The organism is Streptomyces sp. cg36, from assembly GCF_041080675.1.
GTDB lineage: Bacteria > Actinomycetota > Actinomycetes > Streptomycetales > Streptomycetaceae > Streptomyces.
In genome coordinates, this window is record NZ_CP163520.1 from 712,127 (window position 1) to 726,195 (window position 14,069).

General features: G+C 73.3%; 14 protein-coding genes. 12 read left to right on the forward strand and 2 right to left on the reverse strand.

Annotated elements, in window-relative coordinates:
* Window position 1 precedes the first annotated feature (1 nt).
* The 9 genes from AB5J87_RS03160 to AB5J87_RS03200 all read left to right on the forward strand — a co-directional run bounded on the left by AB5J87_RS03160 (window position 2) and on the right by AB5J87_RS03200 (window position 9,438).
* The gene (locus AB5J87_RS03160) at window positions 2-1,357 is read left to right on the forward strand and encodes a class I adenylate-forming enzyme family protein (protein ID WP_369373655.1); all 1,356 of its coding nucleotides are present in this window, start codon (window positions 2-4) and stop codon (window positions 1,355-1,357) included.
* A gap of 63 nt (window positions 1,358-1,420) precedes the next feature.
* Window positions 1,421-1,711 (forward strand): acyl carrier protein, encoded by a 291-nt coding sequence (locus AB5J87_RS03165; protein ID WP_369373657.1) that lies wholly within the window; start codon window positions 1,421-1,423, stop codon window positions 1,709-1,711.
* The gene (locus AB5J87_RS03170; protein ID WP_369373659.1) at window positions 1,708-2,751 is read left to right on the forward strand and encodes a hypothetical protein; all 1,044 of its coding nucleotides are present in this window, start codon (window positions 1,708-1,710) and stop codon (window positions 2,749-2,751) included. The genes AB5J87_RS03165 and AB5J87_RS03170 overlap by 4 nt, the downstream gene beginning before the upstream one ends.
* Entirely contained in the window at window positions 2,748-3,488 is a 741-nt protein-coding gene (gene fabG / locus AB5J87_RS03175; RefSeq protein ID WP_369373661.1) for a 3-oxoacyl-ACP reductase FabG, read from the forward strand. Before AB5J87_RS03170 ends, fabG begins: the two co-directional genes overlap by 4 nt.
* Before the next feature lie 52 nt (window positions 3,489-3,540).
* Window positions 3,541-4,830, forward strand: a complete 1,290-nt coding sequence (locus tag AB5J87_RS03180; protein WP_369373663.1) for a glycosyltransferase — start codon at window positions 3,541-3,543, stop codon at window positions 4,828-4,830.
* The gene (locus AB5J87_RS03185) at window positions 4,827-5,819 is read left to right on the forward strand and encodes a Gfo/Idh/MocA family oxidoreductase (RefSeq protein ID WP_369373665.1); all 993 of its coding nucleotides are present in this window, start codon (window positions 4,827-4,829) and stop codon (window positions 5,817-5,819) included. The genes AB5J87_RS03180 and AB5J87_RS03185 overlap by 4 nt, the downstream gene beginning before the upstream one ends.
* 77 nt (window positions 5,820-5,896) lie before the next feature.
* Window positions 5,897-6,988, forward strand: coding sequence for an inositol-3-phosphate synthase (locus AB5J87_RS03190; protein ID WP_369373667.1), 1,092 nt, complete (start codon window positions 5,897-5,899; stop codon window positions 6,986-6,988).
* 46 nt (window positions 6,989-7,034) lie between these two features.
* The gene (locus AB5J87_RS03195; protein ID WP_369373669.1) at window positions 7,035-8,318 is read left to right on the forward strand and encodes an MFS transporter; all 1,284 of its coding nucleotides are present in this window, start codon (window positions 7,035-7,037) and stop codon (window positions 8,316-8,318) included.
* Window positions 8,319-8,322: 4 nt separating this feature from the next.
* Window positions 8,323-9,438, forward strand: a complete 1,116-nt coding sequence (locus AB5J87_RS03200) for a hypothetical protein (RefSeq protein ID WP_369373671.1) — start codon at window positions 8,323-8,325, stop codon at window positions 9,436-9,438.
* Between the two features lie 69 nt (window positions 9,439-9,507).
* Here the strand turns inward: AB5J87_RS03200 and AB5J87_RS03205 are convergent, their stop codons facing one another.
* Window positions 9,508-10,065 carry an AAA family ATPase gene (locus AB5J87_RS03205; RefSeq protein WP_369373673.1) on the reverse strand — a complete coding sequence of 186 codons (558 nt, stop codon included), beginning with the start codon at window positions 10,063-10,065 and terminating at the stop codon, window positions 9,508-9,510.
* A 150-nt stretch (window positions 10,066-10,215) separates the two neighbouring features.
* On the opposite strand from AB5J87_RS03205, the gene AB5J87_RS03210 reads away from it, so the two are divergent.
* Window positions 10,216-11,454: an acyltransferase domain-containing protein gene (locus tag AB5J87_RS03210; protein WP_369373675.1), complete on the forward strand. Its 1,239-nt coding sequence runs from the start codon at window positions 10,216-10,218 to the stop codon at window positions 11,452-11,454.
* A gap of 19 nt (window positions 11,455-11,473) precedes the next feature.
* Window positions 11,474-12,433 carry a GDP-L-fucose synthase family protein gene (locus AB5J87_RS03215; RefSeq protein WP_369373677.1) on the forward strand — a complete coding sequence of 320 codons (960 nt, stop codon included), beginning with the start codon at window positions 11,474-11,476 and terminating at the stop codon, window positions 12,431-12,433.
* Here the strand turns inward: AB5J87_RS03215 and AB5J87_RS03220 are convergent.
* Entirely contained in the window at window positions 12,430-13,332 is a 903-nt protein-coding gene (locus AB5J87_RS03220) for a MaoC/PaaZ C-terminal domain-containing protein (RefSeq protein WP_369373679.1), read from the reverse strand. The genes AB5J87_RS03215 and AB5J87_RS03220 overlap by 4 nt on opposite strands.
* A gap of 83 nt (window positions 13,333-13,415) precedes the next feature.
* Here AB5J87_RS03220 and AB5J87_RS03225 point away from each other — a divergent pair, with 83 nt between their 5' ends.
* Window positions 13,416-14,057 carry an HAD family hydrolase gene (locus AB5J87_RS03225; RefSeq protein WP_369373681.1) on the forward strand — a complete coding sequence of 214 codons (642 nt, stop codon included), beginning with the start codon at window positions 13,416-13,418 and terminating at the stop codon, window positions 14,055-14,057.
* Window positions 14,058-14,069 lie beyond the last annotated feature (12 nt).

The window sequence follows — 14,069 nt, forward strand, 5'->3', positions numbered from 1 at the left end:
CGTGGCCGACACCCTGCTGGACGTCCTGGCCGGGCACCGCCGCGCCGGGCGCGGCGACCGGCCCGCCCTGATCGACCGGCGCCGCTCGGTGACCTACGCCGAGCTGGAGGGCGAAGTGGGCGCGCGGGCAGGGGAGTTGCGCGCGGCCGGGATCGGGCCCGGGGTCCGGGTCGGGGCCGTCCTGACGACCCTCCTCGACTCGGTGGTCGACTTCGCCGCCGCCACCTCCCTGCACGCCGCGGTGCTGGTGCTCCAGGAGGCGGCCGGCGCGGCCGAACGCTCCGCCGCGCTGGCCGACTTCGGTGCCGAACTGGTCCTCGACGGCGAGGTCCTCACCCGGCTGCGGCCCACCACCGCGGCGGGCGGCCGGGACCCGGCCTTCGCGATGGCGAGCTCCGGCACCAGCGGACGGCCCAAGGTGATCTCCCGCGAGTGGGCGGGCACCCTGCACAACTCGGCGGCCTTCGCCCGGACCCTGGGCCTGGACGCCGACGACACGGTGCTCACCACCAGCCCGCTCGGCCACAGTTACGCGATCGAGGCGGGCACCCTGGCCGTGCTGACCGCGGGCGCCTGCCAGCTGATCCCGGCCGGACCGCTCACTCCGGCCCGGGCCGCGCTCCTGGTCGAGCGCCACCGGCCCACCGTGCTGCAGAGCGTGCCGCTGATCCTGGACTGGTGGGGGCGCGGCGACGTGCCCCGCGCGGGCACCTGGAAGCGGTGCGTGAGCGCGGGCGAGGGCCTGCCGGAGCGGGCCGCCGAGCCGTGGCGCGAGGCGGGCCTGACGGTCTACGACCACTACGGCAACTCCGAACTCGGCCAGCTCACCCTGAATGCGGCGGGCGGCAACGGAGGCGTCGGCCATCCGCTGCCCGGTGTGCGGATCAAGGCGGGCAACGGTGAGCCGGGTCCGGTGGAGGCGGCCTTTCCGGGCCTGTCCCCCGTCCGGATGGAGGGCGGGCACGCGGTGCCGCTCGCCGACGCGGACGGCTGGGTCACCACCGGCGACCTGGGGGTCCTGGACGACGACGGGCTGTGGCTCACCGGCCGCAGCGACCTGCTCATCAACATCGGCGGCAACAAGGTCTCCCCCGTCGAGGTGGAAGCCGTGCTGCGGACCCTGCCCGGGGTGCGGGACTGCGCGGTGGTGGGGCGGCCGGGACCGTCGGGCGACAACCAGGTGTGGGCCTTCGTGGAGGCGGGCGCCGACGAGTTCGACGCCGCCGCGCTGCGCCGCCGGGCCCGCGAGCAGCTGATGACGGTGAAGGTGCCCACCGTCTTCCGCCGGGTGGACGCACTGCCCCGCACGGGCAGCGGCAAGATCCGCCGCGGCCTGCTCATCGAGGACGGCGACTGACCCCCACCCCCCATCCCCCGACCGGCACAGCACAGACATCGCCAGAGGAGAAGGAGAAAGACCATGACCGACGGCACCGTTTCCGAGCCCGCCGACCGCGAGCACGTGATGCGGCTCATCACGACCGTACTGGCGGAGCGCCCCCATCTGCCCGACCAGCTCAGCGAGACGACCACCCTCGACGAGATCGGCATCGACTCGCTGGACCTGATCGTGGTGCTCTCCCGCTTCGAGGAGAAGTGGGGCGTGCCCTACAGCGGCGAGGAGGCCGACTGGGCGTCGTTCGACAATCTGGGCCACCTGGCCGACACCCTGGTGGCCCGGGCCCGCACCGCCGCGCGGGAGGTGCGGTGACGGCCACCGCGGTCCCCCGGTTCGACCAGCTCGGGGCGCTGGGGTGGCAGGACCGGGCGCTGGACGGGCTCAACTGCGTACTGCGCTGCGTCGAGTCCGTCCTCGCCTCCCGGGGCCTGGGCCCGCAGGAGGTCGCCCGGGCGCTCAACGGCCCGCTGGACCCGGTCGGGCGCGATCTGGCCAAGGACTTCGACGGCTGCCGGGTGGAGTACCGCACCGAGTTCGACGACGGCTCGCGCAATGTGCCGTTCGTCCTGGAGCGCCTCGGCGAGGGCGAGCCGGTGATGGTGCTGCCGGACCGGTTCCACCTCCCCGGCGACGTGTACGAGGGCCGCTTCCACTTCCACGACCACGCGGTGCTCGCGATGGACTGGTCGCCCTCGGACGGCGTGCTCTCGGTCCTGGACACCGACGCGGACCCCGCCGACGGCTTCCGGCGGCGCTGGACGCTGACTCCCGCGCTGCACGCCCTGTTCACCTGGGTGGGTACGGTCACCACCACCGGCGAGCCCGACCGGCGGACCCCGCAGGAGTACTTCGCCGACCGGCTGGACCGGGACACCGCGCTGTTCTCGGTGGGCGCGCGCGCCCTCGACGGACTCTTCGACGAGCTCACCGGGACGGGCCTGAGCGCGGTGACGGCCCGGGCCCTGCACGTCCTGGTCCTCGGTGACATCCAGCCCCAGCTGTTCATCTACGCCAACGCGCTCGCCGTGCCGCGCGCCGACGGCGCACCCCTGGACCTGCCGCCCGAGCTGGCGGCGGTGCGCACGGCCGCGCTGGAGGCCCGGGTGCACGCCAAACGGCTCGGCATCGCGCTGATCGCGGCGCACGAGAAGCCGGATCCGCTCGCGGTGTATCCGCGCGTGCTGCCGCTGAGCCGGCCGCTGCGCGCCTCCCTGCACCGGCTGCGGGAGGCGCTGGTGGCGGCGGGCGGCCGGGAGGGGCCCGCCGACCCGGGCGCCGTGGACCGGCTGCGGGCCCGGTTCGCGCACATCGAGGGCATCTGCTTCCCGGTGCCCGAGGACGCGACCGCATGAGCGGGTCGGTGGCTCTGGTGACCGGCGGCTCCGGCCCGCTGGGCCGGGCGGTCGCGCACGCGCTGGCCCTGTCCGGACACGCCGTCGGGGTGCACGCCCACCGCAACGGGCGGGCGGCCGAGGCGGCGGTGCGCGAGCTGCGGGAGGCGGGAGCGGCGGCGGTCGCGGTGACGGGCGACCTGAGCGCGCCCGGCGGCGGACGCGCGGTGGTGGACCGGGTGGTCGAGGAGTTCGGACGGCTCGACGTGCTGGTGGCCAACGCCGGCGTCCACCACGACCGCCTCCTCCTGAACGTGCCCGAGGAGGAGTGGGACGAGCAGGTCGCCGTCAACCTGACGGGGACGTTCCGCTGCGTCCGGGCCGGGGTGCGCGCCATGACCCGGCACTCGGGCGGGCGGATCGTCCTCGTCTCGTCGGTGGCGGGGCTGCGCGGCCAGCCCGGCCAGGCGGCCTACGCGGCCACCAAGTCGGGCCTGCACGGCCTGGCCTGGACGACCGCCAGGGAGTACGGGCGGTACGGCATCACCTGCAACTGCGTGGCCCCCGGCCTGATCGCCGACACGCCCGCCCACGACCGCCTCTCCGACCGGGCGCGGGAGGCGGTGGTGGGCCGTACCCCGCTGGGCCGGGCGGGCCGGGCGGAGGAGATCGCGTCGGTGGTGTCGTTCCTGTGCTCCCCGGCGGCCTCCTACGTGTCCGGACAGGTGATCGCGGTGGACGGCGGGATGACGGCATGAGCGCCACCGGGCGCCACGGCGAACAGCACGACCGGGACGAGCAGGAGGACGTGTGAGCGAGCGAGTGTTGTTCTTCCCCTGGGGCTGGGGAGGCGGCGCGGCCTACACCGGCCGCTGTCTGGCCCTGGCCTCGGCGCTGGCCGCGGCGGGCGACGAGGTGGCCTTCGCGGACTGCGGCATCAACGCCATGGTCCGCGAGGCCGGGTTCACGGTGCTGGAGTCGGAGCCCGAGGCGCCCCGGCCGCCCGACCGGCACCCGATGCCGCCGTTCCTGCCGTTCGCGGACGTGGAGCGGGTGTTCGCGGTGGCCGCGACCTACCACCGCGTCGAGCGGGTGCGGCGGCGGGTCGCGGCGGACGCGCGGCTGATCGAGGAGTACCGGCCGACCCTGGTCGTCATCGACATGTGCCCGACCGCGGCGCTGGCCGCGCGGGCCGCGGGCGTTCCCGTGGTGTCGCTGGCCGACGCGGACTTCATCACCCCCCGGGTGAACGGCTGGATGCCCTGGTCCACCGTGGCGCCGCGCACCCTGCTGCCGCATCCGTCGAGCCTGCCGGTGTGGGACACGGTCTCGCGGGAGCTGGGCCTGGGCGAGGTGACCCGGGCGGAGCACCTGCTGTGGGGCGAGACCACGCTGGTCTCCAGCCTCGCCGAGCTCGAACCCGTCGAAGGGCCGCCGCACCGCGGGGAGTTGCACTTCGTCGGGCCGATGTACTGGAACCCGCCGGGCGCGGCCGGCGCCGCTCCCCCGCGTACCGACCGGCCCAAGGTGTACGTCACGATCGGCAGCGGCGGCACGGTGGGCCGGCAGGCGCTGCAGAACGTGCTGGACGCCTGCGCGGACCGGCCGTGGACCGTCTACGTCTCGTGCGGATTCGCCTTCGAGGGCGATCTGGTGGTGCCGGACAACGTGGTGGTGGCGGGCTTCACCGGGCTGGACACCCCGCTCGCGTGGGCGGACGTGGTGGTCAGCCACGGCGGCTCGGCCACCGTCCTCGCCACCCTGCTGCACGGCAAACCCTCGGTGGTCATGCCGTTCATGTCCGAGCAGGAGATGAACGGCCGCCAGCTCGTCGAGGCCACCGGCGCCGGCGTGCTGCTGCGGACCAGCAGCACCACCGAGCACGGCCGGCTGGCCTTCAGCGACCGCTACTCCGGCCCGTCCGACCAGCCGTGCGTGCGCGTCGCGGACATCCGCCGGGGCATCACCGAGGTCCTGGCCGACAGCGCCTTCACCGAGCGCGCGGCCGGCTGGGGCGAGCGGCTGCGCGCCCGCCGGACGGGCACCGACCTGGTGGCCCTGGCCCACTCCGCGACCGACCGCACGGAGGTGCGCCGATGAGTACGGATCTGAAGGTCGCGATCGTGGGCTGCGGCCAGATCGGCGCGACGTACGCCGACCACCTCGACGCCATGGGACGGCACCGGCTGGTGTGCGTGGACGCGGACCCGGTCCGGGCCGAGAAACTGGCCGCCTCGGTGGACTCGGGAACGGTCGCCGCGTCCGTGCGCGAGCTGGTCGCGCACGGCTGCGACGCGGCGCTGGTGACGGCGGCGACCACCAGCCACCCCGAACTCGTGGGCGCGCTGATCGAGGCCGGGATCCCGGTCCTGTGCGAGAAGCCGCTGACCATCGACCTGGCGCGCACCGAGGAGCTGGGGCTGCGGGCGGAGGAGCGGGGCGTGCCCCTGTGGGTGGGGTTCCAGCGCCACTTCGACCCCGGTTTCGCCGATCTGCGCGCGCGTACCGCCGAGGGGAAGCTGGGCCGGGTGCAGTTGCTGCGGCTGGTCTCGCACGACGTGTCGCTGCCGCCGCTGGCCCGGCTGCGCGAGAGCGGCTCCATCTTCACCGATCTGATGCTGCACGACTTCGACATGGTGCGCTGGCTCACCGGGCGCCGCGTCGTGCAGGTGGTCGCCGACGGCTCGGCGCTGTCGGGACCGGGCCTGGCGGACATCGGTGACTTCGACACGGTCACCGCCACGGTCCGGCTCGACGACGGCTCCCTGGCCGCGCTCTCCGCCGGGCGCTGGCAGCCCGTCGGATACGACGTGCGCGCCGAGGTGCTGGCCGAGCGGGGCAATCTGGAGGCCACCTTGACGCACGCCGAGACCCCGGGCGCGGGCGGCCCGGCGGTGCCGCGCTTCCGCGGGTACTGGGACCGGTTCGCCACCGCCTACCGCGAGCAGGTGCGGGCGTTCCTGGTCCGGGCCACGGGCGGACCCGCGGACCCGGCCGCGGGCGGCTGGCGCGACTCCCACGAGGCGCTGCGCTGCGCCCTGGCCGCCGAGCGCTCGGCCCGGTCGGGATCGGTCCCCGTGACGCTGTGACCGCCCCCGGGCCGCGCCCGCACCCCTTTCCCCACCGCTCCACCCTCTCCGTACGGCGACTTCGCGAAGGGAAGACCATGGGCAAGATCCGTGTGGCCATAGCGGGGGTCGGCAACTGCGCCGCCTCGCTCGTCCAGGGAGTGCACTACTACGCCGACGCGGACCCGGCGGCCCGGGTGCCGGGTCTGATGCACGTCCGGTTCGGCGGCTACCACGTGGGCGACCTGGAGTTCGTCGCCGCGTTCGACGTGGACGCCAAGAAGGTCGGCCAGGACCTGGCGTCGGCCATCTCCCGGTCGGAGAACAACACCGTCAAGATCTGCGACGTCCCGCCCACCGGTGTCACCGTGCTGCGCGGACCCACCATGGACGGGCTCGGCCACTACTACCGCGAGACCATCACGGAGTCCGCCGACGACCCGGCCGACGTCGTCGCGGTGCTCCGGGAGAGCCGGGCCGACGTCCTGGTGTCCTATCTGCCGGTGGGCAGCGAGGAGGCCGACAAGTTCTACGCCCAGTGCGCCATCGACGCGGGCGTGGCCTTCGTCAACGCGCTTCCCGTGTTCATCGCCTCCGACCCGGTGTGGGCGGCCAAGTTCACCGAGGCCGGCGTGCCGATCATCGGCGACGACATCAAGTCGCAGGTGGGAGCGACGATCACCCATCGCGTCCTGGCCCGCCTGTTCGAGGATCGCGGGGTGCACCTCGAACGCACGATGCAGCTCAACGTCGGTGGGAACATGGACTTCCGCAACATGCTGGAGCGCGAGCGCCTCGCCTCGAAGAAGACGTCGAAGACCCAGTCGGTGACGTCGCAGATCGAGCGGGGCCTGGGCAAGGACGACGTGCACATCGGGCCGTCCGACCACGTGCCGTGGCTGGCCGACCGCAAGTGGGCGTACGTACGCCTGGAGGGCCGCGCGTTCGGCGACGTACCGCTGGCCCTGGAGTACAAGCTGGAGGTGTGGGACTCGCCCAACTCGGCGGGCGTCATCATCGACGCCGTACGCGCCGCGAAGACCGCGCTCGACCGGGGCATCGGCGGACCGCTGCTCGCCCCCTCGTCGTACTTCATGAAGTCGCCCCCCGAGCAGTACCGCGACTCCGAAGCCTTCGACGCCGTGGAGGCGTTCATCGCCGCCGCTCCCGACGGGCCCGCCGCACCGTGAACCACCGGATCCCGTACGCGGACCGAGAAGGAAGAGGACACCTGTCATGTCGTCCGGTCCCGCCACCTTGGAGACCGAGTCCGTCCGCGAACGGGACTTCCGCCTGCTGTGGATCGGCAGCGGCATCAGCCAGCTGTGCGGCATGGCGACCGTCGTCGCCTTCCCGCTGCTCGCCGCCCAGACCCTGGGCGCGTCGGTCGGCCAGGTCGGCCTCATCACCGCGGCGGGCTACCTCCCCTGGCTGATCCTGACCCTGCCGGCGGGGGTGTACAGCGCGCGGCTGCCCCCGCGCACCATGCTGCTCCTCGCCGACCTCGGCCGCGCGCTCATCGTGACCATCGTGCCGATCCTGTCGGCCACCGGCCATCTGGCGCTGTGGCATCTGTATCTGTCCAATGTGCTGGTCAGCTGCGCGACCGTGTTCTACGAGATCGTGTACCTGTCCATGCCGCCCCGGATGCTGCCGCAGGACAAGCTGGTCTACGGCAACATAAGGCTGCAGATCGCGCGCGCGGTGTCACTGGCGTTCGGCCCCACCCTGGCGGGGTTCACCGTGCAGCTGGTCGGGCCCGAGAGCGCGCCGCTGCTCAACTCGGCGGGGTTCGTGGCCTCGGCGTCCTGCAATCTGCTGATGCGCTCCCACATCGAGTCCGCCCGGGGCTCGGACCGGCCCTCGGGGCTGTGGGCCGAGCTCGGGGAGGCAGCCCGGTTCATCCGCGGACAGCCGGTGATGCTGGCCTCGATCGCGGGCTCGGCCGTCGGCAACTGCTGCTTCGCCGCCTACGAGGCACTCGTCGTGATCTTCCTCGCCCATGACGTCGGCATCGCCCCCGGCACCCTGGGCATGCTGCTCGGGTCGGTCGGCATCGGCGGGCTGATCGGCGCGTTCAGCGCGGGCCGGGTCAGCCGCCGCCTGGGCACGGCGCGCGCGGTGTGGCTGCCCGCCGCCGTACTGGCCCCGACCGGACTGCTGCTGCCGCTGACCCGGGCGGGCTCGGGGCTGCTGCTGTTCCTGTGCGGGGCGCTGCTGTTCCACGCCGGCTTCTCCATCTTCACCGTCGGCCAGGCGACCCTGGTCCAACTGCTCACGCCACCACAGCTGTTGCAGCGGACCGTGGCCTGCGTCCGCTTCATCAGCCGGGGCATGCTCTTCTTCGGCGGACTGGTCGGCGGCGGCCTGGGCAGCCTGTTCGGCCCGCGCCTGGGACTGACCGCGGTGATGCTGCTGTGGCTCACCGCTCCCCTCATCACCGCGTCCTCGCACCTGCGTTTCTGGCGGGACATCCCCACCCGGCCCGTGCCGGCCCGGGACGTATCCACTCTGGAGTGACCACATGACTGAGACGCTCGACATCGTCATCACCACCATCGGTTCCGGGTCGTTCCTGGAGCACTACGCCGAGACGCTCGCCGAGGACGGCGCCCGGCTGGTCGTCATACCCGACCGCAAGACGCCCGCGGCGTTCTACGACGCCTGCGACAAGGCCCGCGCCCGGGGCGCCGACATCGTCTCCCCCGACGTGGCCGAGCAGGACCGCCTCCTCGCCCGGCTCGGGGTGCCCGAGCTGATCCCCTACGACTCCGACAACCGCCGCAACATCGGCTATCTGCTGTCGTACCTCAACGGCAGCGCCCTGACCGTCTCCATGGACGACGACAACCTCCCCATCGACCGCCCCTTCCTCGACGAGCACCGGATCGTGCTCCAGGGTCCGGTGCGGCACCGGGTGGTGTCCGCCGGCAACGGCTGGTTCAACGCCTGCGACCTGCTGGACGTCGAGCCCTGCCGGGTCTTCCCGCGCGGCTTCCCCTACGGCCCCCGGGCGGAGAAGGCCGAGCTCACCACCGTCGAGGAGGTGGCCGACGTACGCGTCAACGCCGGGCTGTGGCTGGACGACCCGGACGTGGACGCGGTGACCCGGCTCGCCGTGCGCCCCCGGGTCACCGCCTACCAGGGCACCCCGGCGGTACTGGCCCGGGACACCTGGTGCCCGGTCAACTCCCAGAACACCGCGCTCCACCACGACGCCCTGCCCGCCTACTACTTCCTGCGCATGGGCCAGCCCATCGGCGGGGCCGCGGTGGAGCGCTTCGGCGACATCTTCAGCGGCTACTTCGTGGCGGCGTGCGCCAAGCACCTGGGGCACTCGGTCCGGTTCGGCGGGCCGCTGGTCAACCACGAACGCAATGAGCACGACCTGCTCGACGACCTCGCCATCGAGCTGCCCGCCATCCGCTTCATGGACGAACTCCTCGCCTGGCTCAAGGAGTTCCGGCTGGAGGGCGGCGACTACCGCGAGGCGTACGAGTCGCTCAGCCACGGCCTCCAGGACTTCGCCGAGCAGGCGCGCGGCCGGGCCTGGTCGCCGGAGGCGCGGGCGTTCCTGCACCGCAGCGCCCATCTGATGCGCACCTGGCTGACGGCGGTGCGCCGCATCGACGGCTCCTGACACCAAGAAAGTCCGGCGCGGGCGCTCCCGGTGGAGTGCCCGCGCCGGACTGCCGTCCGGTCCGGCCCGCTAGACGCGGCCGTCCGCCAGCACCGCGTCCACGGTGTCGGCCAGGCTCAGCTCGGAGCTGTCGAACCAGGTGCCCTCCCCGGTGAGTTCCTTGCGCAGGGCCTCGTCCAGGAAGGACCAGTCGTCCGCCAGCACCTTGTCCCGCTCGGCCACCCGCCGGGAGACCACCTCCGCCGACGGCGCCAGCACGATCAGGCGCAGCGGCAGCCCCTTCAACTGCTCGCGGTAGAAGTCCAGATGCGCACGCCGCACCACCACGTCGTCGATGACCGGGACGACCCCGGCCGCGTGGAAGCTGCGCGCCAGCACCGCGGCGTTGCGCGCCCGCAGCAGCAGCTGCCGGTCCGCCTCCAAGTCCTCCTCGGGCGAGGGCAGATGCCCGCCCGCCACGATCAGGTCCTGGAGGTGGTCGCCCTCGATGTGCGCGCCGAGGGGGAACCGGCGGGCCAGCTCCGCCGACACCGAACTCTTGCCGCACCCGGGAATACCGATGACGAGAAATACGTCGGAGGCGGGTTCGGTATCGACGATCTGGCCCTGGAACGAGGTTTCCGGCATGCTTCCTCTACTCCTTCATCGCATTTATCGAGCAACGGTCCGATATTGCCAGCGCGATGGTAGCAAGTATCGACGACCTGTCCGATCCAATTCCCTTGCACAGGAGGCCATATGTCAATCGACAGTGTGACGGGATCCCCTCCGCCGTGGTTGCTGGTTTTCTCCGCCGCCGACCGGGCGGCTTTGACCGACGCGGCGCGAACGGCGGCCCGGTCGCTGGCCGATGGCGCCGCCCCCGACTCGGTGCCGCCCGCCCGGCCCGTGCCGCCCGAGCACGACGTGGAGCGCCTTGCCGTCACGGCGCCGGACACGGCCGGCCTGATCGAAGGGCTCTCCTTCTTCGCCGACGGCCTGGCGAGCCCGCGCTGGGCGGCCGGCCGCCCCGACGGCGCGGCCGCCCGTACCGCCTGGTGCTTCGGCGGCCACGGCAGCCAGTGGCCGGGCATGGGGCGCGCCCTGCTGAGTGAAGTCCCGGCGGCGGCCAAGGTGCTGACCGAGCTGGACGCGCTGCTGCCGAACGGGGTCGTGGAACCGCTGCTGGGCACGGCCGACGGCGACGGCAGCCCCGCGACGACCCAGCCGCTCATCTTCGCCGTGCAGGTCGCCACGGCCCACTGGCTGCTCTCGCTGGGGCTGCGCCCCGCCGCGGTGGTGGGCCACAGCCTCGGCGAGGTCGCCGCCGCCCATGTCGCGGGCGCGCTGACCCTCGCCGACGCGGCACGGGTGGTGGCGGTGCGCTCCCGGCTGCTCGGCAGCGCGGCGGGCGGCGGCGCGATGGCGACGGTCAACCTCGACCGGCACACCGTCGAGCGGCGCTGCGCCCTGATCCCGGGCACGGTCGTCGTGGCCGCCCACTCCGCGCCGAACGAGACGGTGGTGACCGGGGAGGGATCGGCGACGCGGGCGCTGGTGGCCGAGCTGGAGGCGGAGGGGGTGCGCTGCCGCCACATCCGCATCAACGCGGCCTCGCACAGCCCGTTCGTGGACGGCGTACTGCCGCGGATGCGCGCCGAACTGGCCGACCTCACCCCGGGGGAGCCGAGCATCCCCTGGATCTCGACCGTGGACGCCGACGCCGACGGGGCACCGGTGGAGACCGTGGACGCCACCGCCGACTACTGGACGCGCAATCTGCGCCGGCCCGTCCGTTTCACCGAGGCGGTCTCCGCGCTCGCCCGCCGGGGGATCAGGGCGTACGCGGAGATCGGCCCGCATCCCGTCCTGCTTCCGCCGCTGCGCCAGACCCTGCGCGCCGAGGGCGTCGAGGATCCGCTGGTGGTCGCCTCGGGCAGCCGGACGACCCCCGAACCCGTCTCGCTGCCGCGCCTGCTGGGCGCCCTGCACTGCCGGGGCCTGGACCTCCCGGCGCCGCCCGGCGTCCGGGCATGACCCCCCGAGGAGCACACTCATGCACGCACCCGCGCGACCCGCGACTCCGCTGGACCGGGCCGCCACCGTCCTGGTGGCCGGCTCGACCGGCCTCGTGGGCTCGGCCGTCCTGCGCCACCTCCACGCCCGGGGCTTCACCCGCGCCGTGGGCATCCACTCCGCCGACCTGGACCTCACCGACCGCCGCGCCACGCTCGACTACCTCACCGCGCTGCGCCCGGCCGCGGTGATCGACGCCGCCGCGCGCGTCGGCGGGATCGCCGCCAACGACGCGGAGCCGGTGGAGTTCCTCAACGACAACCTGACCATCCAGACCAATCTGTTCACCGCCGCGCACGCCGCCGACGTGGACCGGCTGCTGTTCCTGGGGTCCTCGTGCATCTACCCGAAGCACAGCCCCCAGCCCATCCCCGAGTCGGCGCTGCTCACCGGCCCGCTGGAGGAGACCAACGACGCGTACGCCATCGCGAAGATCGCCGGTGTGACGGCGGTGCGCTCGTACCGCAGGCAGTACGGCCGTCGCTGGATCTCCGCGATGCCGACCAATGTCTACGGCCCCGGCGACAACTTCCACCCGACCCGCTCCCACGTCCTGCCCGCGCTGATCCGCCGCTTCCACGAGGCGGTCGCCACCGGTGCCGGTGAGGTGACCGTGTGGGGCAGCGGGACCCCCCGGCGGGAGTTCGTCCACGTCGACGACCTGGCGGCGGCCTGTCTGCACCTGCTGGACCACTACGACGAGCCGTCCCCGGTCAACATCGGCGTCGGCGAGGACCTCACCATCGCGGACCTGGTGGCCCTGGTGGCGCGGGCGACCGGCTTCACCGGCAGGATCACCTGGGACGCGAGCAGACCCGACGGCACCCCGCGCAAGCTCCTGGACGTCTCGCGTCTGCGCGCGACCGGGTGGAAGCCCCGGATCGACCTGGCCGAGGGCGTGCGGGACACCGTGGACTGGTACGCGCGCCACCGCGCCTAGGGCGTGTCCGCCGGATCTTCCCCGGGCCGCGGGGCGCGGCGCGTGAAGCCGCCCCGGTCCAGGACGAGCCGCCCGTCCCGGCGCACCTCGAACGCCGCCGACTCGCCCCGCTCCCAGATCCGTACGGTCAGCTCCTGGCCGGGCAGGACGGGCGAGGTGAAGCGGGCGGTCATGGTGCCGAACCGGGCGGGGTCGCCCCCGCACACCGCGTGCAGCAGCGCCCGCCCGGCGAAGCCGTACGTGCAGAGCCCGTGCAGCAGCGGGCGGCGAAAGCCCAGGCGTTCGGCGAGGGCGGGGTCGGAGTGGAGCGGGTTGGGGTCGCCGCTGAGGCGGTAGAGGAGGGCCTGGTTGGCGGCGGTGCGGTAGACGACGGTGTGGTCGGGCTCCCCCTCCGGCCGCACCCGCGCCGCCTCCTCCTCGCGGTCCCCCGCGTCCTGCGCCCGTGACTCACCGCCGAATCCGCCCTCGTGGCGGATGGTCAGCCCGGTACGGACGTCGGCGAGCCGGCGGCCGGTGCGGGCGTCCACGCTCGTCGACTCGATCACGGCGAGCGCGTTGCGGCCCAGGTCGCGCAGCGCGGCCAGCCGGGAGGTCGTGGTGGCCGCACCCTCCGGGGGGAGCGGTCCGTGCAGCGTCAGGGACTGCTCGGTGTGCAGCAGCTGGGACACGTCGAAGTCCCCGAGGGCGGGCTGGGCCCGCGGGGAGACGAGGGTGGCCGCGAACGTCGGCAGCACGGCCGGGGCGACGCCCTGGGAATCCCGGGTGGTGAACGCCAGTTCCCGGCCGGGGTCGTCGGCGCCCGCGCCGACTCCCAGGGCGTAGAGGGCGGTGTCGAAGAAAGTCCAGCGCCGGGTCCCGGAATCCCATTTCCGGCCGACGAGGTCGTGATGGAGCGCCATGGATTCTCACTTTCCACCGTGAAGAACAGAGCAAGGAATAGGTATTTCGACAAGATGCGCGGCAACGAGACGGGACTGAGGAAATGATTCGAGCACTGCTGACCGACGCGGGCGGCGTCCTGTTCAACAACATCACCGAGGAGACTTCTTTCGTACGCGACGTCGCCCACCGCTATGCCGTGGACGAGCACCGGCTGATGCGCGGTGTCCAGTCCGCGTGCGCCGTCTACGAGAGCGGCGCGGGCCATGTGCACGAGGTTCTGCGCGTCCTGCTCGAAGAGGCGGGCAGCCCGCTGGTGGACGCGTTCGACGGGGAGTGGGTGGACCGTGCGTACCTCGACAGCGTCCACTGCTACACCGCCAACGTCACCGCGCTCACCGAGGTGGCCCGCGCCTTTCCCGAACTCACCCTCGTCCTGGCCAACAACGAGGCCGAGCACTGGGACCGGCTCAAGAACGCCCGTTACGGCCACTACGGCCTCTTCGACCAGCTGTGTTCGTCGTGGCGGGTGGGACAGGTCAAACCCTCCGCCGAGTACTTCGCCGCCGCGCTCGACCGCTGCGGGATCGAGCCGCACGAGGCCCTGATGATCGACGACCGGCCCTCGGTGGTCGCGTCCGCCCACGAACTGGGCATGCGCACGCTGTATGTGAGCAGCCCCGAGGTGCTGCGCACCCGGCTGCGGGGGACGGTGGAGAGCCTGGTCCCGTCGGCGCGCGGCTGAACGCGGTGGGGG

What these genes read in the sequence shown, in the direction of transcription:
- AB5J87_RS03165 (WP_369373657.1), top strand. Translation starts at nt 1,421, where the DNA reads ATGACCGACGGCACCGTTTCCGAGCCCGCCGACCGCGAGCACGTGATG.
- fabG (WP_369373661.1), top strand. Translation starts at nt 2,748, where the DNA reads ATGAGCGGGTCGGTGGCTCTGGTGACCGGCGGCTCCGGCCCGCTGGGC.
- AB5J87_RS03185 (WP_369373665.1), top strand. Translation starts at nt 4,827, where the DNA reads ATGAGTACGGATCTGAAGGTCGCGATCGTGGGCTGCGGCCAGATCGGC.
- AB5J87_RS03190 (WP_369373667.1), top strand. Translation starts at nt 5,897, where the DNA reads ATGGGCAAGATCCGTGTGGCCATAGCGGGGGTCGGCAACTGCGCCGCC.
- AB5J87_RS03195 (WP_369373669.1), top strand. Translation starts at nt 7,035, where the DNA reads ATGTCGTCCGGTCCCGCCACCTTGGAGACCGAGTCCGTCCGCGAACGG.
- AB5J87_RS03200 (WP_369373671.1), top strand. Translation starts at nt 8,323, where the DNA reads ATGACTGAGACGCTCGACATCGTCATCACCACCATCGGTTCCGGGTCG.
- AB5J87_RS03205 (WP_369373673.1), bottom strand. Translation starts at nt 10,065, where the DNA reads ATGCCGGAAACCTCGTTCCAGGGCCAGATCGTCGATACCGAACCCGCC.
- AB5J87_RS03215 (WP_369373677.1), top strand. Translation starts at nt 11,474, where the DNA reads ATGCACGCACCCGCGCGACCCGCGACTCCGCTGGACCGGGCCGCCACC.
- AB5J87_RS03220 (WP_369373679.1), bottom strand. Translation starts at nt 13,332, where the DNA reads ATGGCGCTCCATCACGACCTCGTCGGCCGGAAATGGGATTCCGGGACC.
- AB5J87_RS03225 (WP_369373681.1), top strand. Translation starts at nt 13,416, where the DNA reads ATGATTCGAGCACTGCTGACCGACGCGGGCGGCGTCCTGTTCAACAAC.